The sequence below is a fragment of the Chloracidobacterium sp. genome (assembly GCA_016720705.1).
Lineage (GTDB): Bacteria > Acidobacteriota > Blastocatellia > Pyrinomonadales > Pyrinomonadaceae > OLB17.
Map to the genome: position 1 here is coordinate 1,997,689 of JADKKB010000007.1, position 20,747 is coordinate 2,018,435.

Annotated in this window: 15 protein-coding genes and 1 tRNA gene; 11 read left to right on the forward strand and 5 right to left on the reverse strand. The window is 55.7% G+C overall.

From position 1 onward, the window contains the following. Positions 1–36: 36 nt before the first annotated feature. A complete protein-coding gene (locus IPQ00_16130; protein ID MBL0242093.1) occupies positions 37–2,688 on the forward strand; it encodes a PD-(D/E)XK nuclease family protein in 2,652 nt (883 codons plus the stop codon). 83 nt (positions 2,689–2,771) lie between these two features. Further along, positions 2,772–5,834 (forward strand): UvrD-helicase domain-containing protein, encoded by a 3,063-nt coding sequence (locus IPQ00_16135; GenBank protein ID MBL0242094.1) that lies wholly within the window; start codon positions 2,772–2,774, stop codon positions 5,832–5,834. Between the two features lie 6 nt (positions 5,835–5,840). Here IPQ00_16135 and IPQ00_16140 read toward each other — a convergent pair whose 3' ends face one another. The 4 genes from IPQ00_16140 to IPQ00_16155 form a co-directional block, all read right to left on the reverse strand. Continuing rightward, complete coding sequence (locus tag IPQ00_16140) at positions 5,841–6,359, reverse strand: ATPase (GenBank protein ID MBL0242095.1); 519 nt, start codon at positions 6,357–6,359, stop codon at positions 5,841–5,843. A gap of 242 nt (positions 6,360–6,601) precedes the next feature. Then, positions 6,602–6,677, reverse strand: a tRNA-Thr gene (locus IPQ00_16145). A gap of 175 nt (positions 6,678–6,852) precedes the next feature. Further along, the gene (locus IPQ00_16150; protein ID MBL0242096.1) at positions 6,853–7,302 is read right to left on the reverse strand and encodes an ImmA/IrrE family metallo-endopeptidase; all 450 of its coding nucleotides are present in this window, start codon (positions 7,300–7,302) and stop codon (positions 6,853–6,855) included. Between the two features lie 71 nt (positions 7,303–7,373). Continuing rightward, complete coding sequence (locus tag IPQ00_16155) at positions 7,374–7,910, reverse strand: helix-turn-helix domain-containing protein (GenBank protein ID MBL0242097.1); 537 nt, start codon at positions 7,908–7,910, stop codon at positions 7,374–7,376. A gap of 422 nt (positions 7,911–8,332) precedes the next feature. Between IPQ00_16155 and IPQ00_16160 the strand changes: the two genes are divergently transcribed. The 4 genes from IPQ00_16160 to IPQ00_16175 all read left to right on the forward strand — a co-directional run bounded on the left by IPQ00_16160 (position 8,333) and on the right by IPQ00_16175 (position 17,506). Then, a complete protein-coding gene (locus IPQ00_16160) occupies positions 8,333–16,168 on the forward strand; it encodes a tetratricopeptide repeat protein (protein ID MBL0242098.1) in 7,836 nt (2,611 codons plus the stop codon). Between the two features lie 51 nt (positions 16,169–16,219). Beyond that, positions 16,220–16,462 (forward strand): hypothetical protein, encoded by a 243-nt coding sequence (locus IPQ00_16165; protein MBL0242099.1) that lies wholly within the window; start codon positions 16,220–16,222, stop codon positions 16,460–16,462. Between the two features lie 61 nt (positions 16,463–16,523). Then, positions 16,524–17,021 (forward strand): GNAT family N-acetyltransferase, encoded by a 498-nt coding sequence (locus tag IPQ00_16170; GenBank protein MBL0242100.1) that lies wholly within the window; start codon positions 16,524–16,526, stop codon positions 17,019–17,021. Further along, the gene (locus IPQ00_16175; GenBank protein ID MBL0242101.1) at positions 17,018–17,506 is read left to right on the forward strand and encodes an N-acetyltransferase; all 489 of its coding nucleotides are present in this window, start codon (positions 17,018–17,020) and stop codon (positions 17,504–17,506) included. The genes IPQ00_16170 and IPQ00_16175 overlap by 4 nt, the downstream gene beginning before the upstream one ends. Here IPQ00_16175 and IPQ00_16180 read toward each other — a convergent pair. Beyond that, positions 17,500–18,066 carry an aspartyl/asparaginyl beta-hydroxylase domain-containing protein gene (locus IPQ00_16180; protein MBL0242102.1) on the reverse strand — a complete coding sequence of 189 codons (567 nt, stop codon included), beginning with the start codon at positions 18,064–18,066 and terminating at the stop codon, positions 17,500–17,502. The genes IPQ00_16175 and IPQ00_16180 overlap by 7 nt on opposite strands. A 228-nt stretch (positions 18,067–18,294) precedes the next feature. Here IPQ00_16180 and IPQ00_16185 point away from each other — a divergent pair, with 228 nt between their 5' ends. From IPQ00_16185 to IPQ00_16205, 5 genes are read left to right on the forward strand one after another with little or no spacing between them, the layout of a single operon-like run. Beyond that, positions 18,295–18,609 carry a hypothetical protein gene (locus IPQ00_16185; protein MBL0242103.1) on the forward strand — a complete coding sequence of 105 codons (315 nt, stop codon included), beginning with the start codon at positions 18,295–18,297 and terminating at the stop codon, positions 18,607–18,609. A gap of 43 nt (positions 18,610–18,652) precedes the next feature. Then, positions 18,653–19,099 (forward strand): hypothetical protein, encoded by a 447-nt coding sequence (locus IPQ00_16190; GenBank protein MBL0242104.1) that lies wholly within the window; start codon positions 18,653–18,655, stop codon positions 19,097–19,099. 22 nt (positions 19,100–19,121) lie between these two features. Next, a complete protein-coding gene (locus tag IPQ00_16195) occupies positions 19,122–19,637 on the forward strand; it encodes a phage tail protein (GenBank protein MBL0242105.1) in 516 nt (171 codons plus the stop codon). A gap of 32 nt (positions 19,638–19,669) precedes the next feature. Next, on the forward strand, positions 19,670–20,170 hold the full coding sequence (locus tag IPQ00_16200; GenBank protein MBL0242106.1) for a phage tail protein: 501 nt from the start codon (positions 19,670–19,672) through the stop codon (positions 20,168–20,170). Positions 20,171–20,185: 15 nt separating this feature from the next. Then, entirely contained in the window at positions 20,186–20,704 is a 519-nt protein-coding gene (locus IPQ00_16205) for a phage tail protein (GenBank protein ID MBL0242107.1), read from the forward strand. Positions 20,705–20,747 lie beyond the last annotated feature (43 nt).

A 20,747-nucleotide genomic window follows, 5' to 3' on the forward strand; every position in this document is an offset into this window, starting at 1 on the left:
TCGCGCGGGATTTCTTGTATAATCCAATTCGATCGGATGTCACGAATTATTCAAACCGGACTGTTTCCCTCGATTACCGGGCAAGTTGCTGACGGCGCGCTCACGGTCGCGCTTCATCCGCGGGCGGTTAATGGAGGTGTCGGCATTTGCTCGTCCAAACTTACCCGTTTGGCGGCCGATGTCATAAAGCAAAACGGAATGACGGTGACACGGGGCGTTACGGCGAGGCACCTTTTGAGATCGGCTATCTTGCGGACATTTCCCGACGCTCACGCGTCCGCTCTCGCAACGAGGATCAGACCGATCCTGAAAATCGTTCTTAGTACCGGCATCGACCCTCAGCAGCTTATCGAACACGGTTCGCCACGTGTCAGACAGCTCGGCGTGATCGCCGCCGAGTACAAGAGGTCTTTGCGGGAAAGAAGATCGATCGACGGCGAAGAGATGCTCATAACGGCCGCTGCACTCGCCCAGGAACGCCGTCCTTTGGCTATCTACGGTTATCACCGCGCCCGAAAAGAAGAGATCCTGTTCATTGACGCTCTTGCCGGCGATGGCAGCGTATTGTATCTGCCGTGCGTGGCCGATGGGATGTTTACGGTCAACCAACGTTGGATTCGATTTTTGGCAGACCGCGGATGGGAGATTTCGCACGATGAGACATCGCCCGCCACCACCGGTGAACGCCTCGCAGCGTCATACGCCAAGGTCTCGCCGCGACAGAGCGTCGATGCTCGTGCGTATTCGGATATCGACGCTGAGGTGCGCTCGTGTCTGGCTGAGGCCAAGCAGTTGGTCATTTCCGGGGTCGATCCACGTGAGATAGCTTTCGCGGTTCGCGCCCAGGAGGCTTATGCTCCGGCCATCGCGGCCGTGGCCGACGAATACGGCTTGCCGGTCAATATCACGCTCGAAATGCCGCTCTCAAAAACGGTTTTTGGCGGATTTGTCGAGCTGATCCTTGAGGCCGTTTTGAAACAGCTTGCCTTCGAGCCCGCAGCCCGGCTTCTGATGCATCCCTTTGGGCCGAAAATGCCCGAGGGCAAATGGACCGAGGCCCGTGTCGAGCATTATTCCGGCGTTCGGGCCTGGACACTTGTGTCTCCCGAGATCGCCGCACTCGAATGGGCGGACGAAGACCTGACTCTGTCTGATCGGGCAGACGCTCTTACAAACTTTCTTAAGTCGATCAAGGTCCGCGAAAAGGCGGCACCGCGCACCCGCGAATCACTCGCCTATCGGGCGTTCACCGAGGCTCTGAGCGAGCTCAAGGCTCTGGATGGCGATCATATGATGTCGTTGGACGGATTTGCCGCCGCCGTCGGCGAATTGCTCGCCGACGAGACCGTCCCGTTTAGCCCTTCGGCTGCCGGCATTGCGGTCATCGAACCCAAGAATATCGTCGGCGTTACCTATGAGCGGGTTTTTGTACTTGGAATGGCTGAAGGCGTCTTTCCAAAAACCACGTCCGAAGATCCGGTCGTCGATTTCTTCGAACGGCGTCAACTTGCCGCACACGGCATCGAATTTGCCGAGGCGGCCGAGGTCGCACGGTGGGAAGAACTGTCATTCTATTTCACACTTAACGCCGCCCGCGGCAATATTAGCTTTAGCTTTCCCAAGATCATCGACGATCGCGAGACGGTTGAAAGTCCCTTTTTTAAGCGTATCAGTGAAGGCGGTATAACGGCCGTCGCCGAATCGACGATAGCCTCAAGCCCGGAGGAACTCCGTCGAGCGTACCTTCGCTCGGATGACGCCTTGCCGACCGATGCCGCTTTAACGCGAGCCAAAGCTCAGCATTGTGTCGAACGCCAACGCGAGAATACCGGCATCTATGATGAATACGACGGCGTGATCGGCGTGCCGTACGATCCGTCCCGCCGCACCTGGAGTGCATCGCAATTGACCCAGATCGGCCAATGTTCATTCCGTTGGTTTGCCGAGCGACTGCTGAGGCTAAAACCGATCGACGAGATGGAACTCGGACTGGATCCGGCAATGCGCGGCACGCTGTACCACAAGGCGCTCGAGATCGCCATCGAAAGGGCAAAGAACGCGCCCGACATACGTGCCGCGACGCTTGAGCACATCGACGAGGCATTTGCCGAGGCCGAACGCGACCCGAAGGTGGCTCTGCCCGATCTGCCGAACTGGGAGTCGGAACGTGCCGATCAGATCCGGGAACTTAAAAAAGCGATCGAGGCTCCTGAGTTCATCACCGACGGGTCAAGCGTCGTCGGTGTCGAGGTTGAATTTAGGACCGATTGGGAAGGATTTACCTTTACCGGCAGCATCGACCGCGTCGATGACACGCCTGACGGCCTGATCGCCATCGACTACAAGACCAGCGGTACTAAACCGCTCGGGGCTAAGGACCGCAGCGGCAAACTCGCGGTCGATGTCCAGATACCGCTCTATGCCAACGTCGCCCTCCCCGCCCTGTATCCGGGCGGCAACTATGGCGACAGTGCCTATTATTCGCTGACCAAGGGCAAAATATTAAGAACGGAAAAGGACGGCGATATCGAAAAATTGACCGACTTGGTAGAAGACGTCAGATCGCTGCTGGCCGAAGGTGCGTTTGCCGTCGACCCCGATCACGCCGAAGCGGTTTGCAAGTATTGTGAGCTCGAATCGGTCTGCCGCAAGGGCCCGCGGCTGAGGAGGAAATCACGAGCAGCATAGCCCTTACATCGGATCAGAAATCCGCGGCCGAGGCCGACGGATGCGTTGCCGTAACCGCAGGTGCGGGCACGGGCAAGACGCGTATGCTTGCCGAACGGTATCTCCACCACGTTCGCAAACACGAGTTGTCGCCGCTAGCGATCGTCGCCGTTACGTTTACCGAAAAGGCCGCCGCGGAACTGCGTTCGCGCATCCGACAGACTCTGATCGAAAAGCTCAACGACGAAAAGTTGATCGCCGAGATCGAAGCCGCACAGATCAGTACGATGCACTCACTCGCGGGACGCATCTGTCGTGATTTCTACGACATTGCCGGTATTCCTGCGGATTTTGTCATACTCGATGAGCTCGAATCGCCACTCTGGGCCTCGGAGAAGTTTGACGAAGCTCTCGGGCAGATCGACGTCGAAATATCCGACGATCTTGGTTTCAAATGGCTGGTCGGCGTCCTCAACGAACTGCTCAGGGATCCACTGGCGTCTGAAAAAGCTCTCAGTCTCGGCGCCGAAAACTGGCGTAAGGCCATTGATCAGGCGCGCTCCGATGCCATCGCGGCACTTGTCGACTCAGACGTTTGGAGTGACGCGGCCAACATCCTTACAGATTGTTGCGGTGGGGCGAACGACACACTCGAGGTGATCCGCGGCGATGTGATCAACTCAATGGCCAACGTCGGCAGCGACGGCGTAGTCTTGGAACTTGAGACCATTCTGAAACGGTTCAAAATAAACTCCGGCAGTTCTAAAAAATGGGATGCGAGCGCCCTTGAACGCGTTCGCAGTTGCCTTGTCGAGCTCAAGGCTCTCGTTCGCAGTACCTTGGAGGTGGCGTCGATCACGTTTGGCCCCGACGACGAAGAGGCGGCCCGCCGCATACCGCCGTTGGCCGAGGCGTTTCATCAGGTTCGAGAATACATAGCCGCCGCAAAGCTGCGGGAAAAGGTTTTGGACTTTAACGATCTCGAGCATTATGCGCTGAAAGTTTTGGCAGATCCGTTGGCTGTGGAACACTACCGTTTGCGTTGGAAAGCGTTTCTGGTAGACGAGTTTCAGGACACAAACCCCATCCAGGCCGACATCCTCGAACGCCTCACGAGCGAGGCGATACTGACCATCGTCGGCGACGAAAAACAGTCCATATATGGATTTCGCGGTGCGGACGTCGATGTATTTTCCCGCGTTCGTGACTCGATCGTTGACTCCCGCGGCGGCGAACGCGTGCCGCTCAGTCGAACCTTTCGGACGCACGAGACACTCGTCGAGGCGATGAACACGCTATTCAAGGAAGTCCTGGGACCGATCCACCAACCGCTCGACGCCGAGCGAAAAAGTTCGACGATCGCATCGCCCCACATCACGCTGGCGACGGTCGCCGCGGAAAAGGGCAGTTTGGCCCGTGACCAGCAGGTGATCGAGGCGAGATATATCGCCGCCCGCGTCAAGGAGCTAAATGACGCCGGCGTCGCCTACCGCGACATCGCCATCATCGGACGTCGCTGGGCTCCGCTAGAGACATATCAGAGTGTGCTGTCGGCTGTGAATATACCGGCGGTCAATGCCGGCGGCGGCAGTTTGCTCGAAACCCGCGAAGCTCTCGACGTTTATTCGCTTATCAGCTTTCTGGCCCAACCGTCCGACCCGATCCCGCTCGCGGCGGTACTGCGAAGTCCATTTTTCGCAATTAGTGACAAGGTGCTTTATGACGCGTCGCGAGCGGTCAAGGGTGACGTTTCCTGGTGGGGTGCGATCCGTGGCCGGCCGGAGTTTGCCCATGCCGTCAGTGTCCTTGACGAATTGATCGCGGGCCGCGATCTCCTCACGGCAGAGAGCCTCGTCCGGCTTGCTGACCGTTTGACGGGATACGGCGCTGTTGTCGCAAATTTGCCGCAAGGCCTCAGGCGGACCGCCGACTTGAGCGGGATGTACGCTCTTTTGCGCAAGATTGACGGACGGTCGGGCGGCGGCGTTTTTACATCAGCGAGGGTTTTGCGCGAGTTGTACCAGACCGAGACCGATATCCCGCGTCCGCCCGTCGATGCCGGCGACGCCGTCGTGCTGATGACGATCCATCGTGCCAAAGGCCTCGAATGGCCGGTCGTTTTCGTCCCGGATCTCACCTCAAAGCCGCGCGGCGACAGTGCTCCGATCGTGATCGACAGCGAGTTGGGGGTAGCGTTTCAGATCGAGGGTGATGAATATGAAAAGAGCGAGCCCGGCATCTATAAGCTGATCAAACTCCGCCGCAAAATTCGCGAACTCGAAGAATCGCGTCGTCTGTTGTACGTCGCAATTACGCGGGCTAAGGACAAGGTGATCCTCACGGCGGCCAAGGGTAAGGGATACGATCTCGATATCCTTACTCCCGGCCTGGACGCCGCCGGCATCGTCGCCCAAGAGATACCGTTCAATTACGATGACGCGATAGCCCCTAGCCCGGGCGATCCGCCGCCATTTGCATTGCCGACTACGGTCAGTATCGAGCCTGTAAAGATCGGCGTTCGGGAAATCCCGGCGACCGGCCTGACGACCTACGCGCTCTGCCCCAAGCAATTTGAGTATCAGGTTGTCGAGGGTCATCCGGGAATATCGGATGTCTATGCTCGGGCTCGTGAGGTCGGTACGCTGACGCATTTGGCCCTCGAACTCGATATCGACAACATCGACGAACTCCGCCGCCGTTCGCTCGAAGGTAACGACGCTGAATTGAATGAGGCTATCGGTCTGGCCGCAAAGTTTCGCGAGCATCCGGCGTACGATGCCGTTCGCCCGCTCGGCACCGCCCGCGAACTCAGATCCGTGGTCGAGATCGGGAGTGTCAGCCTGACCGCTATTGCCGATGTTGTCGGCGATGATTTTGTGCTGGATTACAAGACGGACGGTACCTTTAACCCTCACGAACACCGCTTTCAGCTATGGGCATACGCTAGGGCTTTTGATAAGCCGAGGGCGTTGATCGCATACCTTCGCCTCGACAAACTCCACGAGTTTGATGCGGTACAACTCCGTGAGATCGATGCCGAGGCTCTCAGGTTGATCGACGACATTCGCAATGGCGATTACACACCAAAACCCTCAGCCGAAACCTGCGGATGGTGCTCATACCGTACTTTCTGCCCGGCGTCTGCGGCGACCGGACTTGAAATATAATCTTGGTTAATCGCGATGCCAGTTTACGCGGGCGACCTTATTCTCGTGCGAAACATCGTATGTCACCTTGCCCGAAAATGCGTTATTGAGCGCGTGTCCGAGTCTTTGTGCCATATGCTCGGTCGTCGTCTCCAAGAGAATCTCGTCTTCGGCCTCGATCCGATCCATTATTCGCGAAAGCGGATTGTCCTCGATCGCCCGGATCGCCTCATTTTCGATAAGTCTGATGATCTCGTCGTGATGAGTTACGAGAAACTTGCCATTCAAGGTCAGATAACCGCCGACCACGTGATCGGCGATCTGGCGGCACGCCTGACAGATGACGGCATTTGAGGGTCGCCAATGCTTGTGCTTACCGCTTTCCTTAACAAACTGAGGACTGACCCAGCGACCGTCGCAGTAAATAGAACTGCATTTCGGACACGATGCCGGTTCAGCAAGCTTCATCCCTTCACGATGAGCACCGCCCCCGCGATGGATCCGTTTAGCAAACGTCTGATCGGTATTTTTTATGGTGCTGTTCATTTCGTCACCTCAAACACTTAGAGTGCAAAAAGCGTGCCTCGCAAAAAGCCGTAAAATCCACCAAAAGGTGCGATTGTACAGTCATAAATGGCATAAATGGTGGGGCTGGCGTCAAAAATCCCCATCACAGCGAATAATCTCGCGCGTGCCTTGACCGACCGTCCGGACAAACAAAGAAAAGCGGCCCTTGCGAGCCGCTTTGTTATTTAAGGTAAGTATATTATTTACTGCAGTTTATTATGTGGAGCCGCCCATCGGAGTCGAACCGACGACCTTTCGATTACGAATCGAATGCTCTACCAACTGAGCTAGGGCGGCCTAATGGTTAGTGAACACCGTCCGCAGCGTCACCGGAAAATACGAGATCGTCCAATGCTTTATATGCCTTGACGCACCTGAGAGGTGCGGCGGAACCGGCTTTTTTCGGCAAAGCCGAATCAAATAATATACTTGTTGACTTACAGACTGTCAAGCAAACTCCGCGGCCCAGGCGTTATATGCCTCTGACCCTGAATAGCTCGGCCCGTTCGGCGACGAGGTCCGGCGGCAATCCCTCATCGCTGACAAGTTCGTCGGCGGTGCGGCCCACGATCCAATCCCTCGGGATCAGAGCACATACCGCAAAGATGTCGGCCTCGCGCTCCTTACGGTCGCGGTGTCCGACGCCGTGAAAGTTGGCTGTGGTGCCCGAGTCAGGCAAATGCAGGAGAAAATGCCCCAGCTCGTGAAACATCACAAAGAGTCTTTTGAGTGGCGGCAGTCTGCTGTCGATGGCGATAAAGTGGCGGCCGCGAACCGAATAGTAAAAGCCGTTCGTCCGCAAAGGCATCTCTGTCACCGAGACACGTAAACGACGGCAGATACGGTGAAAGTCGTCTTCGTTCAACGCTTTACGGTTCCACTGACGGCAGGCGGCTGACGCTTTTTCGGCTAAAAATCGCATTAGATGGGAGCAGTGTACTGCTAGAGCAACAATGTATCACGAATGGTGCGGCGATATCAATAAATTGGGAGCTACTTTGCCTTTAGAGTACGGTCAAGCACCTTTTTGGCATCGCGGACGGCCTCGATCTTTTCGGCACTCGAATAACTCGACCAACCCTGGAAAAACACGACGCCGTAATCTTCGGGATAATCACGTCCCTCGAAGCGAAACCACTCGTTCATCACTCTCTGCGGGTCGTCAAAGTTTCGAACAGCCGTTTCGATGTCAAATGTTGGCGGTGCGTCGATCGTGCCAAGTTCCTCGACCGGTTCGGATGGACTAGCGGCAAATCGGCGGTCGATGATCTCGTTTATCCTTTCTTCAAAAATTCGGCCGAGATCGAGTTTTGGCGCAACGCCGACCAGCATCTCGCCCTTACCTGTAAGCAGCCAATTCAGCGAAACACTGGTTTGATTGGCGATCTTGATCAGCACCTCAGGAGCGGGCAATCGTCCGCCGAAGTAATTACGGACGGTTGCGTGGGGCACGCCGATGCGGCGGGCGATCTCGGCCATTGAGGCGTAGTCAAAGGCGCGTTGGAGGCGTTTAGAAAATTCGTCGTTCATATTCGTGTTTCAACGTGTGTTGTTTAGTTACAAACAGATATTACCTCTAATATCGCCGATCTCAAAGTGGCAAGGACTCGGTTTTGAGTAAGAGCTATGGCGAAACACGACCGCTCGGAGCGATCGCACCCGGCGATCACAGTCTTCGCTGCCCGGTCGAAAGTGGTCGTCGATCTGCACTTTACCGACGACTTGCGAAATAACACACGGCCGCTGTGAGAAATTCGCCAATGTGTGGTCAAGCTGCAGAAAATACAAGACTCAATAGCCTATTTTCCACGGTGTTTTGAGGCTGCAGAGGCGGCCTTCTCGGCACGCAACTTGCGCTGAATATTAATGTAGTAATACGACCGCTGTTCTTCGACAGATCGTTAAATGTGGCGCCCGCAAGCGGGTTTCCGACTGCGAGCCAAGGAGTCAGTATGAGAGTTCACCGCGTATTAGCGTCCGCACTCGTATTTGTTTTTTTAGTCACGATCTCTACAGTTTCAGCCCAGTTTTCGGCGTCGTTTAAGTCAACCTCGGCGGCGCCGGATCTTGTGCCGCCGGTGACTCGTGTCGATGGCCTTTCTCTGGCGTCCCTTTTTCCTGAAATGGCTGCCCAGGACGAGACCGAACGGTTACTCGAGCAATGGGCACGTTCCGGTAGTCCGGACGAGGCGGTGGTCGATCGGATGATGCGTGAACTCAACATAATGTCCAAGCAGGACGAGGCCGCACTCATCGCAAAGCTCAAGGCCGCCGGTGTGAAGTACTCGGACGGCCCAACGGCATTTGAGGCGGTCGTCCGCGAGACGCTCGATCGACGGCGTTATTCGAGAGTTGACGACGCGATCCGCGAGGTGATGGCATCGTACGGCAACGAACTAGAGGCCGTCATCCGCACCGGATCATCGGGCAAGCGCTACCTTCAGATCCGAGGTTCCGGCGACGGCGGAGCAGGCTACCGAATGTTATTTTCGGACGACGATATCTCATTCGTCGGACCCAAGGCAGAGGAGGCGGCTCGAATGCTCAACGGCATTCTCGAAAATCAAGGCCTCTCCAAGCTTAAGGTCAAGGCGATGGATCTTGGCTCGCTCAAGAATATTCGCGGCATCGACCTAACGGCTCTGGATCTGCTCGAACCGGACAAATTCCTCGGCGAATCGGGTGTCGCGAGTATTAAGGGCGAGATGCTCGATAAGGGAGCAGTTGTTGCCGAACGCACGGGCGAATCGCTGTCGATGACGGCCAAGCCGCTCCGGCAGTTCGTCGAATCCAAAAAGAGCAAGATGCTCGCAGACCTGATGGACGACAAGGCGGTCAAGGCGACCGTGCAAAAATTTGGTGCACTGACCGTCGTCGGCAGTTGCGAACGCCAGATCGTGCAGACGCACGCCGGATGGGAAAACCTGCCGGATTCGGAAAAGGTGAAATACATTCTGCGCGAGCGATTTGCCCTGAGCGAGTCGGGTGCTATGCGAAATGTAGCAGGCGAAGCGGCGTCAGTCACGGCGTCGGACATTGCTAAGCTGACCTCGCTCCGCTCCGAGTTAAAGCTACGGCCAAACCTGACATCGGCCGAACTCTCCTGGATCGAAACCCTGCGGGCTCAGAATATCGATCTTGCCTTTAAGGAGATCCCGCAGAGACTCGCCCCGGTGATCGCGACGGCTGAGACCACGGGACGCTCGCTCGCATCAAATGCGGAAGTGCGTCGAATGATGAACGAACTCACGACCGGCTTTGCCCTGATGCGCGACCGTGTCATCGATATTCCCGAGGCCGAAATGATCGCCAAGCTCAAATCCTTGGCCGGCGAAAATCGGGAAGTTTACAGTGCTCTCTACACCAGTTTTCAGCAGAGCAAGGACCTCGTCGAGGCACTCGATCAGTGGATCGCATCCGGCGGCACACGCGAGGCTTTTATCGATATGTTGGTCAAATCGGAGGGCCGACTCGCCCGCCTCCAGCAGGTAACTGCCCGTCGTGCCAGAAAGGCAAATACACCCGAAGCCAAGACACTTACGGCACTTGAGGAAATGCTCGGTACCGATCTCGGCGATAACTTTTTTATGAAGATGGCCAAAAATCCCGCGGCCAAAAAGGTCGTTTTGGCGAGTCTGGTCGCCGCCGGTGGTGCGGCGTGCCTCAAGGCGATGTACGACTCGTGGGCAAGGGGTAATTTTCAAGAAGACCTCAGCTCGGCCGCATTCGGGCTAATGGATTTCGTGCCGGGCGGCAGCGAGGTCAAATTGCTGTTTACCGAGGGTATGGACAAGACGGTGATGGTGCTTTTCATCAAGGACGCACTGTATTTCTCACCGGCGTGGCCGATCGCGCTTGTCGGCGACGTTCTGATCCTCTCGATCGATCTCGGTGGTGCGTATCGGATACAGATGCAGCAGCAGGGACTGATCGATTTCTTTGTTTACAACGGCGAATATGACACGTCCGGCGAACGGCCGAAGTTCTTACGCCTCAAACTGCCTGCGGGCACGACGGTGGAGCGTGAGGCTCTGGCCAAATATTTATTTGAGACTAAGGCTCTGAGGTACCGCCACACCGGCAAAGAGTATCTTATGAACGACCTTTCGGCCGTCAGCACTGACCTGCTCGACAAGGCATTTATTCCCGAGGATCCCGTGACACAGCAATTGCGGATGGCTGCCGAGCAGCAACTTGCGGCGATCAATCACGCGGAGGCCTTGGGGGCTGAAAATGTATTTTCGGCAACCGCCGGATTCGGCCGCTGGCTGTTTGGTTTTGAGACCGTTTGCCAAAAGAGCGAAGAGCGTTGGTGCAAGGTCTTTGGCTTGCTCAAGCGAAAGATCGTCGATCGGCGTGAGATCGTCAAGGAAAAGGTGATGATACCGCAGTTGATCGAAATGGCCGAGATCAAGCGGGCGACGCTCGCCGCCGTCAATGAGACCGAGGGAAAACTCGATAAACTACAGTCGCAGATCGAATCGCTCCGCGGCAGCAAACTCGAGGTCAAATTATCGGCAGTGGTAAAAAAGCAGGCCGAAGACATCGCGGCATCGGTTCGCTCCGATACGACCGAGGAGCGCGATATGAAAAGCGGTAAACATTGGACTGCGGCCTACGACACATATTTGCGGATCTGGAATTGGCAGCGAAACGTCAAAACCAATATCGCCACTAAGACGGGTTGGGAGCGAGCATCGGTACTGCAATTCAAATGGACGGGCGATTTCGCCGATGATGAACGAAAGTCCGAGCAGTCGCGTAGAGGTTTTGCCTCGGCACTTGCACGCATCACCCGCGAGATCACGGTCATCAAAGGATCGACCCCCAAAACTTCGGATGTGATCGATAAAGAAGCCTTTGCGATAATGAGCCAGGTCGTATTCCCTTGGCGGGCGGCGCTCGACGAGGCCGACAAGGATACGGCAGATCAGGGCTCTACGTATTTTACCGAGTACGAAGTGGCAGTCGAACGGGTCAAAAAGCTCTATGCCGGCAGTGCCGACTTTCAGGCACGGCTTGATAAAGGTGCCGAGATACGCAAGAGCAATGAGCGTCTGACGCTCGATCGTTCGACATCGTTTGAACTTCGATTCAATGATCCGGTGCTGGCGAATCTATATAGCGACGGCACGCTGAGCGTGAAATGGTTTGCGGCGCTCAATGGCAGTTTTTCGCCGGACGACACAAATCTGCGGACGAACTTTGCACCGTATAGTCCGGAACCGGTCAAGATCACGGTGATCGTGACCCGGGGCGGTGTTGACCGTGCAAAGGGTTCGCTGAGCGTGACGATGAACGTCGCGGTGCCCGGAAGCTTTCTCGAACTGTCGCTGATGCCGGCCAAGCCAAAACCGCTTGATATCGCCGGTATCGCCGCATCGATCCCTGAGCGATTTTTCGGCGGCAAACCGCGATTTCATTACAATTGGACCTGCAACAACTGCAAGGTCGATAACTATGACCGCTCACGGACGGCCGTAACCGCACCCAAGAATGGTGCCTCAAGCGTTGTTTGCGAACTGCTGGTCGAGGGGGCAAATGGCAAGTCGACCATCTTGTTACGCAAAGAGTTGAAGTTCGACGTGTCGGGTGCCGTCAAGCCGACGCCGACGCCCACCCCGAGAGTTACGCCGACTCCGACGCCGACACCGAGAGCAACTCCAACTCCGTCGCCGAGAGTCACTCCGACCCCGGCGGCAACGCCCGGACCGATACCGACGCCAACCCCGGCGGCAACGCCAATAGCAACGCCGACAGCGAACCCGACCGCGTCGCCGACCGCGTCACCGACGCCCAAACCTCCGACGGTCGATGAAGAGACCGAAAAGAAAATTCGATATTTTAATTGCCTCTGCCGCTGCTACAGCGGATGGGCCGGCCATATCGGCGTCTATTGGGATCCTGAGGGTAAAGTAATACCCGAGTGTGAAAGCTCCGGTCCGTGCATCGGCGGCCTTGGTGCATTTGGCTGTACCCGCAGGCATTCCTTTGGCGCACCAAATGAGGAGTCCAAGCGATGCTATGAGGGCGTTTACGGTGCCGGAACATATGACGAGGCAAAAGCCGACAAGATGAGGCGTGAAGAGAACAAAAAACACGCCAAGCCGCTTACCGTAAAATTTAATTTCGAAAAATGCCCGATCACCGCACAGTTAGGAGAAACGATCAATTTCGAGGCCACCATTGGCGGCGGCATTCCGCCGCATAAATACACCTGGACAGGCAACGGCTCCGCCAAGGACAACAAATTCATCTTTGCCGATAACGGCAAGCCCGGAAATCAGACGGTTTCGGTTACGGTGACCGATGACGAGGGCGACTCGGCTACGGTGAGCTGTACCGTTATCGTCGAAGCGATGACGGTCAAGATCGAGCTGTTGGATAAGGAGAATAAGATCTCGTTCGGCGAATCACGGAGCTTCAAGGCGACCGTGATGTCGGGTGACAAGCCGGCTAAGGGCAATTTTTATTTTCTCTGGCAGCCGCACCCCGAGATCCAATTTAACCCGTTTGAGTACACAGGCGGCAGTTCCACAACGACCAAGGCCGTATTTAATAAGGTGGGCACCACCAGTGTTTTGGTCAAGGCGTTTACTAAAGAAGGCGATAAAGTGACGCCCGTCGGCGAGTCCGACGAGATAGCGATCGAGGTCGCCAAACCCGAACTCGAACTGGTATTCAGCCCCGTCAAGCAATTGGTGGCGGCTGAGGTCAAAGCAAAGGTCACGGCGAAAATACCCGACCGGAAAGCCATCGATTTTCGTTGGGAGCTAAGCCAAAACGGCAAACTGCTCGGCACGTCGCAGGACTCGTCCGAGATAACGTTCGCACCGCAGGACCTCAAGCCGATCACCGTCACCGTCTATGGACGCATCCCGGTAACCGGCGAGGATCTAGGCAGCAAGTCGGCGACGTTCACCGCATTTCCACCCGAAATAAAGGTCACCGTTCTCGGAACCGAAGGGCCGTCACCGCAGGTCTGGAAAGAGGGCGTTGGGCTCGTTACGGTTGAAAAGGCGATCGCCATTCACCAAAATGTCAATCTCCGCGTCGATGTCAGCCCGAAGATCGAGGATGTCAGATATCAGTGGAGCGTCAACGAAGATTCGCATATAGTCGGTAGCGATATCTCGCAGGCCGTCCGGATCAATCGAAGCCAGGTCGGCAGTTGCGAAGCCTCGGTAATTATCAAAACTAAGGATGGCGTCGAGCTTGGCCGCGGAACCGGTACATTCTCCGTGACCATTTCGCAGGCCGATATCGACAACGGCAAAAAGCAGGGCGACGTTTCCGGCAAACTCAACGAGGCCAAAGCAATGGTGCAGAAGGGCTTGCTCGACGAGGGCATAACTACCATCGACAGCGTCCTCGCTGCGGCACCGAAGAGCGTCGAGGCCAAAACTCTGGCTGCCAAATGGAAAAAGGAGCGGACGACGGTGCAGGGGCAACTGACAAAAGCCAGAACACTACTTGGCCAAAACAAGTTTGCCGACGCGACCAAGGAGTTGAATGTCGCAAAGGCTCTTCACCCGAAATACAAGCCCGTTGTGGATCTCGAAAATGAGATCAAAGACAAAATGGGCAAGCAGGACGCGGCACTCAAGGACGCGATCGCCTCTGTTCGTTTGGCTAACGAGGCTAAAGATTTCAAAAAGGCTCTCAGTCTTGCTCCGCAAGTGCGGACGGGTTTCAAGCTCACGCCGGCAAACGAGGCTGAACTAAAACGCTACGAAGACTTGGCACGCGAACGCGAAACCGAAAAGGAACGCCGCCGCGGTATGCTCAGGCAGGCCGAAGCGAAACAGAACTCCGGCGATTACGACGGCGTGGTCCGGGATGTCGACGAGATCTTGAAAAGCTTTGACACATATTGGAGCAGCACGATCGACTCCGAGCCCAAGACCGCCGAAAGCCTCAAGGCCGAGGCTCTAAAACGCAAAGACCGCGTCAACGGTTTGATGATGCAGGTCAAGGCGGCCGCAGAGGCGGTCAAATTTGATAAAAAGCAACTCCAACTCGGCCTCACAAATGCCGATGAGGTGTTGCGAACGGCACCATCGCACGTCGACGCTGCTAAATACAAGGCGATCATTGCCGACCGTCTCGCACGCGGCGAGAAAGGTGCCAAGGCGGACGACGCGGAGGCAAAAGGCGATACGGCGACCGCGTCGGGCGATCACAAGTCGGCGATCAAAGCGTACGATTCGGCTATCAAGTCCAATCCGAACGATGCTGAGAACTACATCAAACGCGGTTCGTCCAAGCTGGCGGTGAACGACGTTAAAGGCGCTCTCAAGGACTTTGACAAGGGCATTGAGCTCAAACCCGGCGTGCCGGCGTGGCATATGAAGCGGGCCGCGACCCGTGACAAGGCCGGCGATAATGCCGGTGCTGTCAGTGACTATCAAAGCGTAATAATCGTCGAACCGCGAAATATGGACGCTCTGACTGCCCTCGCCGCCGTCTACGTCAAAACAAACAACAACGCGGGCCTGATCGATGTTTACACACGCATCATCAATCTCGAACCCGGCAACGCACGGGCATACCTTGCACGCGGTATGGCGTATCAGGCGAGCGGCAGTTGTCCGCTGGCATTGCGTGACTTTGAAAAGGCGATCGCTCTCGATCCGCGAAACAGCCAGGCCTATAACGGCCACGGTGAATGTCGCGAACAGGGCAATGATCTGAAGAACGCGATCAAGGACTATGAGACGGCGGTCAAGCTCGACCCGTCCAACGCTGAGGCCGTCGCTAACCGTGACAGGCTCAAGCTCAAGACGACGCCGACACCAAAACCCGCAGCGACACCTAAACCGACGCCAAAACCGATCCCGACGCCGATACGTACACCTAAACCCGTACCGACGCCCAAACCGGTTTCGACGCCAAGGCCGACGCCTAAACCCGTCGCAACGCCACGGCCGACGCCTAAGCCGTCCGGTACGCCATCCAAGATCCCGTCCAAGATCAACATTCCGGGCATCGGATCGATCAAGATACCGGGAGCGAAACCCACGCCGACACCGCCGCCCACCAAGACCGGCAGCGTTCCCGCCGGCAAGGAAACTCACGTGCTCAATAATGGCAATATTTACGGCGTGTCCAATGGACCTACATCGCCCACAGCCTTTAAGGTGACCGGCAAATGGGTCCTGACATATATCCAAACCTATCATTGGAACAACGCGACCGGAATGAGCCCCGGATACATCAGCCTTACCGAAAATTCGGGCACTAAATACGGTCCGTGGCGGGCCACCGGTACGCCCGGACAGGGCGGCGTCCGCAACGCCTACTGGGAGGTCAGGCCAAATGTCGTGCTCCCGCCGGGAACATACACGATCGTCGATTCGTCGCCTGCGACGTGGTCGCAAAACTCTCAGAGCGGCGGCAAGGGATTTGCCGTAGTTAAGGGCTATTTTGCCGGTTCCGCCCAGACATCTGTCGGCGGTACGTCGACGCCGACGCCGACACCGTCCAAACCGCCCTCGACATCGGTCGGCAACCAGTCCGTGACGGCGATCATTGAGAATCGGTCGAATATGGCAACGCACATCTTTACCGCGGGCGAAAGCTTCGGGCCCGGCAATAAATTTGCACCCGGCGAGAAACGCGAGGTCCGCGTATTGAGCGACTTTAGCGGGCGCATACAATTTGCGGCCGGACGCAACGGCAAGGTTATTACGACCAAGGTATGGGCTGGTACGGGGGGCGACGCCAGCCGTTACCCGAGGGTGATCTTTGACGGATCACAATTGTTGATCACTACCGGCTTGCGTTAAGCCGTTCAAGGAGTATTCACGCTCGCGGGCCCGACGGTCATTACCCAGATATTGACATATCACTGGAATAACGGGCAGGGAGCAGTGGGCGGTACGATCAAACTGATGAATACTAACGGCGATACATTCGGCCCTTGGCCCGTGAGCGTGCGGGCAAAGGTCTATTGGGAAGTAAACCAGGAAATCAAACTCCCGGCCGGCACCTACACAGTTTTCGACTCCGATCCGGCGACCTGGGCTCAAAACTCCCAGAGCGGCGGCCGAGGAATGGTCACCATCCGGGGCGTTCAATAAAAAAACGGCGTTATTAGTATCGTCATTTGCGGACTTTTTCCGGTTGGGCCACAATCTCAATGTGGAATTTGATGAGCACGGATCAGAGATATCGTTGAGGCCGGTTGCCGATGGCGACTCGGACTTTCTGTTTGACCTCTACGCGGAAACACGGCAGCACGAGGTTGAAATGTTCGGCTGGGACGCCGCCGCGGCCGATGGTTTTCTGCGGATGCAATTTGATGTAAGGAGCCGATCATACGCATTACAGTACCCACAGGCCGTAGACAGCGTAATCTCGTGTTCCGGGCAGCCGGCCGGCCGAATGATCGTCGATCCGGCCGATACGGCGTTCGTACTGATCGATATCGCGATTTCGCGGGCGTTTCGGCAAAAAGGGATCGCATCCAAACTGATTCGAAGCCTTCAGAGCGATGCCGCCGCTGCTTGCGTACCGCTCACGCTGCACGTGGATCGTACGAATCACAACGCGTTTTCGCTTTATCAGAAGCTCGGTTTTGAGGTATCGGGCGAGAATGAGATCCATTTTTCAATGACCTGGACCGGACCCTCGCAATGAATAATGAACCGGGAATCTCGATGCGGCCGGTAACGCCGGATGACCGCGAGTTTTTGCTTAGCGTTTACGCGGCATCGCGTGAGGCCGAGTTAGAAATGTTGCCTTGGGATGATGCGTTGAAACGCGGCTTCGTTGAACATCAATTCGGAGCCCAGTCGGCGCATTATCTTGAAAAATATCCGTTGGGGACACACGATATTTTGCTGGTGGATGGCGTGCCGTGCGGGCGGCTTTATGTCGACCGCGGCGAGAGCGAGATCGCGATACTCGATATCATCGTCCTACCCGAATTTCAACGCCGCGGTATCGGCACAACCGTCGTCGAGGGCCTCAAGGCCGAGGCCGGCAAACGCTCGGTCCGCGTCTACATAGAGAAGTTTAACCCGTCACAGAAATTGTTTTCCGAGCTGGGGTTTAAGCCCGAAACGACCGACGCAGACGCGATCCACATCCTATTTCGATGGCAAAACGCCGGCGGTCAGTAGACGGAATCTTCGATCATAGTTGTCAGCCAATTATTAACGACACAGTCGATCACGAGATGAATCCGGTCGGTCGCGCCGCGGTTGGCGACGCTATGATAGTTGTTTACGTTTAGGTACCAAGCCTCGCCCGGAGCCATTTGGACGCGTTCGTCGGCAAGCATAAATTCGACTTCGTCATTGGTGGCGGCCGGAATATGGATACGGCAAACGCCGTCTTCGAGCCCGAGGGCGTAATCGCGATGCCGTCTGATTTGGGCGCCGGCGGCGAGTTTCATAAACCGAACCGTCTCCATTTCGCACTCGAAGGCGGTCAGCACTTCGGGCACGTAACGGCAGATGGACATCTGTTCGGTCTCGACATAGCCATCCGTCGCGTTCGGGTCGGGAAAGATCGCCGAATTGCCGCCCTTCACCGCTCGCAGCGGTATCACGCTCCACTCGCCTTCGTAGTTGTGGATGTTGAAATGGGGTATCCACTCGTCCGCCGCGAAACGGTCCGCATCGGCAGCCAGCATTTCATAATCAAATCGAATCGGTAGTTTTGCTTTAATGATCGTCATCTCAATTCACGCACCGCCGTTCAGCTGATCACAACTTTACTTTGTGACAGTGTACTCCAAAGTTTGGTTCGCCTGCCTCATTGTTGAGACAAAGAGTTTAGGTTTGAGGTAAATTTTTGCGTGGATTCGGCGATCGCTTGTGTGCTAGTATTATGTTCGATCACTCAAGGGCTTCTGGCGACTCTGAATACGATTTAGGTTTTAGGTACTGTTCTATCTCTCGGTGCTATGGATGAAGTCGATACCAATTTGCCGACGCTTGACGATTTTTCGGTGCAATTAAACTCAAAATTCCATATCGCGTCGGAAACGCAGCCATCATTTGATGCTGAACTGGTCGAGGTCGAGCAAACGATCTCAAACTCAGTTCAGATGAGTTTTTCGTTAATATTCAGGGCTCCGGCGGACACACCTCCCGCCCAGAGTCTTTACAATGTGGCCCATCCGGTCCTTGGTGAAATGCTGATATTTCTCGTACCGATCAAAATGAACGATCAAGGGCTTTTTTTTGAGGCTGTGTTCAATAAACTGTTGTTGAAATGAGGCTCGTCCGCCGGGTGGACACCTTGTGTAGGGATCGCAAAATATGAAGATATCAAGGCGAAAGTTCGTAGTTGCCGCCCCGCTTGCGGCCGGAATGTTGGTACAGATGAATTCGGTAGCGTCGGCTCAGTTTGCCATCGCCGGTTCTCCGGATGCGGCTGTTGCTCCATTTTCGTGGGACAGTTTTTATCCGTACTTGACCACATCATTTACTTTTCGCGACGCTGCGGATATGCCGGTTGAGATGCGGCTTATGCAGATGACCGACAACCGTACGCCGCAGACGGCGGCCGAAGGCGAGTGTTTCTCATTGATATTTACGGGGCCGGCCAATCAACCGCTAAAGCACGGCGTTTATACGATCGAGCATTTTGCTCTCGGCACCATGAGCCTTCTTGTCACGCAGGGCGTCACGCGAAAGAGTGTCATCAGGTACGAAGCGATCATCAATCGAATGACGCCGATTCAAAAGAATACGGTTAGACGCTAGATTTACGGAGAAGTTAAAGATTATGGCCACTCCATTTATTGGACAGATAATGATGTTTGGAGGCAATTTCGCACCGCTCGGATGGGCATTTTGCGACGGATCACTGCAGGCGATCTCGCAGAATGAGACCTTGTTTGCGTTGATCGGTACTACCTATGGCGGCGATGGCCAGACGACGTTCGCCTTGCCCGATCTTCGCGGACGCATACCGATACATCAGGGCACCGGCCCCGGACTGAGTCAATATACGATCGGCCAATTGGGGGGAGTCGAAACTGTAACGCTGACGGCGGTCCAACTCGGCGGCCATACTCACGCCATTCAGGCAAACAACAAGTCGGGCAGTTCGGCATCGCCGGGCGGCAACATCGTCGCCGGTACTGCCGTCAATCCGTACTCGACCGGGACAGGCGACGTCAATATGGGGGCCGCGACCATTGGCGCCGCCGGCGGTTCGCAGCCGCACTCAAATATGATGCCGTTTTTGGCCGTTTCGTTCGTGATCTCATTGTTTGGTATTTTCCCCTCGCAGAACTGACGATCGCTTTGCACTTGAAGAAATAAATTATTATGTCAGAACCATTTATTGCCGAGATACAAATGTTTGCTTTTGCCTTTGCTCCCCGCGGATGGGCTTCGTGCAACGGGCAGCTTTTGCCCATAAATCAAAATCAGGCGCTGTTTTCACTGCTTGGAACGACGTATGGCGGCAATGGTCAGACCAACTTCGCATTGCCTGACCTGCGAAGCAGGACGCCCGTAAATCCCGGAACCGAGATCGTTTTAGGTCAAGTAGGCGGGGTTGAAACAGTCACGTTGTCGAACTCTGAGATACCCCAGCACACTCACACGCTCAACGCGTCTGCCGGAGCGATAACGGGCGGTTCGCCGTCGGGCACTTTCCTGACGACCCAACCGACGGATGCGATGTATACGATACCGGCAAATGCTAATGTCAGTATGGCGGGACAGGCGGCATCCAATGGCTCTCAGGCACACACAAATATACAGCCCTATTTGGTAGTCAATTTTTGCATTGCGCTACAAGGTATATTTCCGTCACGAAATTAAAAGGAGTTTTGAACTATGGCTGACCCGTTTGTTGCAGAGATCAAGATGTTTGGCGGTAATTTTCCGCCGCGAGGATATGCCTTTTGCGACGGGCAGTTACTTGCTATAGCGCAAAATACGGCGCTGTTTTCATTGGTCGGGACGATTTACGGCGGCAATGGCCAGAGCACCTTTGGGTTGCCGAATTTGCGTGACCGATCGCCTATGGGGTGGGGTAATGGCCCAGGATTGACAAATCGCTCTATTGGCGAATCTGACGGATCGCCCACCGTCACGCTACTTTCGAGCGAGATCGCGTCTCACACACATGTATTGCCGGCGACAAGTAGTTCGGGCTCAAGTGATAATCCGAACGGTGCCCGTTTTGGTACAAATGGCCGCGGTCGGTCGCCGATCTACTCGAGCACCGCGCCAAGCGTACCAATGTCGCCAACCGACATTGGCGGCGGCAGTCAACCCCATACCAATCGCCAACCCTACGCAGCAATTTATTTTATCATCGCCCTTCAAGGCATCTTTCCGCCTCGCAACTGAGCGGACGCCGAGATCAATTAGGATAATTTTCCGGACAATTCAG

Bases quoted from the DNA above. Each gene is read 5' to 3' on its own strand.
- IPQ00_16200 (MBL0242106.1), top strand. From the start codon at position 19,670: ATGTCAGAACCATTTATTGCCGAGATACAAATGTTTGCTTTTGCCTTT.
- IPQ00_16185 (MBL0242103.1), top strand. From the start codon at position 18,295: ATGGATGAAGTCGATACCAATTTGCCGACGCTTGACGATTTTTCGGTG.
- IPQ00_16140 (MBL0242095.1), bottom strand. From the start codon at position 6,359: ATGAACAGCACCATAAAAAATACCGATCAGACGTTTGCTAAACGGATC.
- IPQ00_16130 (MBL0242093.1), top strand. From the start codon at position 37: ATGTCACGAATTATTCAAACCGGACTGTTTCCCTCGATTACCGGGCAA.
- IPQ00_16205 (MBL0242107.1), top strand. From the start codon at position 20,186: ATGGCTGACCCGTTTGTTGCAGAGATCAAGATGTTTGGCGGTAATTTT.
- IPQ00_16195 (MBL0242105.1), top strand. From the start codon at position 19,122: ATGGCCACTCCATTTATTGGACAGATAATGATGTTTGGAGGCAATTTC.
- IPQ00_16160 (MBL0242098.1), top strand. From the start codon at position 8,333: ATGAGAGTTCACCGCGTATTAGCGTCCGCACTCGTATTTGTTTTTTTA.
- IPQ00_16155 (MBL0242097.1), bottom strand. From the start codon at position 7,910: ATGAACGACGAATTTTCTAAACGCCTCCAACGCGCCTTTGACTACGCC.
- IPQ00_16150 (MBL0242096.1), bottom strand. From the start codon at position 7,302: ATGCGATTTTTAGCCGAAAAAGCGTCAGCCGCCTGCCGTCAGTGGAAC.
- IPQ00_16135 (MBL0242094.1), top strand. From the start codon at position 2,772: ATGCTTGCCGAACGGTATCTCCACCACGTTCGCAAACACGAGTTGTCG.
- IPQ00_16190 (MBL0242104.1), top strand. From the start codon at position 18,653: ATGAAGATATCAAGGCGAAAGTTCGTAGTTGCCGCCCCGCTTGCGGCC.
- IPQ00_16180 (MBL0242102.1), bottom strand. From the start codon at position 18,066: ATGACGATCATTAAAGCAAAACTACCGATTCGATTTGATTATGAAATG.
- IPQ00_16175 (MBL0242101.1), top strand. From the start codon at position 17,018: ATGAATAATGAACCGGGAATCTCGATGCGGCCGGTAACGCCGGATGAC.